Genomic DNA, 1,173 nt, shown 5'->3' with positions numbered 1-1,173 from the left:
TCGCCGCCAAGCAGGTCATCAGCCAGCGTCTGCGCGACATCGCGGACGACGTCGTGCTCGGTGACTTCAAGGACAAAGAGGGCGACATCGTCGCCGGCGTGATCCAGCAGGGTCCGAACCCTCGCATCGAGGTTCTCAGCCTGCTCGGCCTCGGCGCGAGCCCGACCGATGCCGGCGTTGGAGTTCGCAGTGTTGGTGTCGAGCGCGGTCTGCTCGATCAGGTTGGCTTCCTGGTTCGCGATGTTCTTCTGGTTGATCGCGCGGTCGGCGTTGGTCTGCGAGATCTCCGCGGACTGGCGCTTCGCCTGGATCTCAGGAGCACCGAGCGACTGGATGTAGCCGACCTTGTCGGTGATGCCCTTGATCTGGAACGAGTCGAGGATCAGGCCCTGCTCGGCGAGCTCCTGAGAGACATCGGCGGCGATCTGGTCGGAGAACTTCTTGCGCTCGCGCATCAGCTCGACGACCGAGAGGGTGGCCACGATGCCGCGGAGGGCACCTTCGAGCTGCTCGGTGGTGAACTGCTCGATCGCCTTGTCCTGCGAGGCGAAGCGCTCGGCGGCACGGCGCACCAGGATCGGGTCGGAGCCGATCTTCACGATCGCGACGCCGTCGACGTTCAGGGTCACGCTGTCGAGCGACTGGGCCTCGGCGTTGAGGGAGACCTGGCGTGAGCGCAGCGAGATGATCTCGTGGCGCTGCGTGATCGGGTTGACGAGCGACTTGCCGTTCACGATGACCGTGACCGGCGACTCCGACATCTCGGACCTGCTCGAGCCGTCTGCCGAGAGGACTGCGGTCTGCACCTTCTGCTTGCGACCGGAGATCACGAGTGCCTCGTCGGCGCGAGCGACCTTGATCCAGCTGCGTGCGAACAGCAGCAGGATGAGCAGTAGGACGACGACGACGACGACGGCGATTCCGACGATGACGAGGATGCCGACGATTCCGGCGATCTCCATGGATGACCTCCCTGGTTCCCCCCGAGGGGGCGGTCTCGAGCGCGCCGTGGTGCGCGCCTTCGTCCCCCACCCTGCCAGATAGTGCCCGCCCGCGTTGAGGAGACGACGGTTGTGAGCGGAACAGGAGTACCTCGCACGGCGCTCTGCGCTGTGCAGGGGAGGTCAGCGGGCGCGGAGCTTCTCCGCGAGGTCGCGCAGGGCGCGCAGCTCG

At 66.2% G+C, this 1,173-nt stretch carries 1 protein-coding gene; it reads right to left on the bottom strand.

Translation table 11 applies throughout. The annotated features are described in order from the left end of the window. A partial coding sequence (locus KZA10_RS15685) for a flotillin family protein (protein ID WP_256934968.1) occupies positions 1-962 on the bottom strand: 962 nt, incomplete at its 3' end. Between the last annotated feature and the right edge of the window lie 211 nt (positions 963-1,173).

The sequence above is a fragment of the Microbacterium sp. BF1 genome, assembly GCF_019279095.1.
Taxonomy (GTDB): domain Bacteria; phylum Actinomycetota; class Actinomycetes; order Actinomycetales; family Microbacteriaceae; genus Microbacterium; species Microbacterium maritypicum.
The sequence above is the reverse complement of the archived record's forward strand: the minus strand, read 5'-3'. Positions and strand labels throughout refer to the sequence as shown.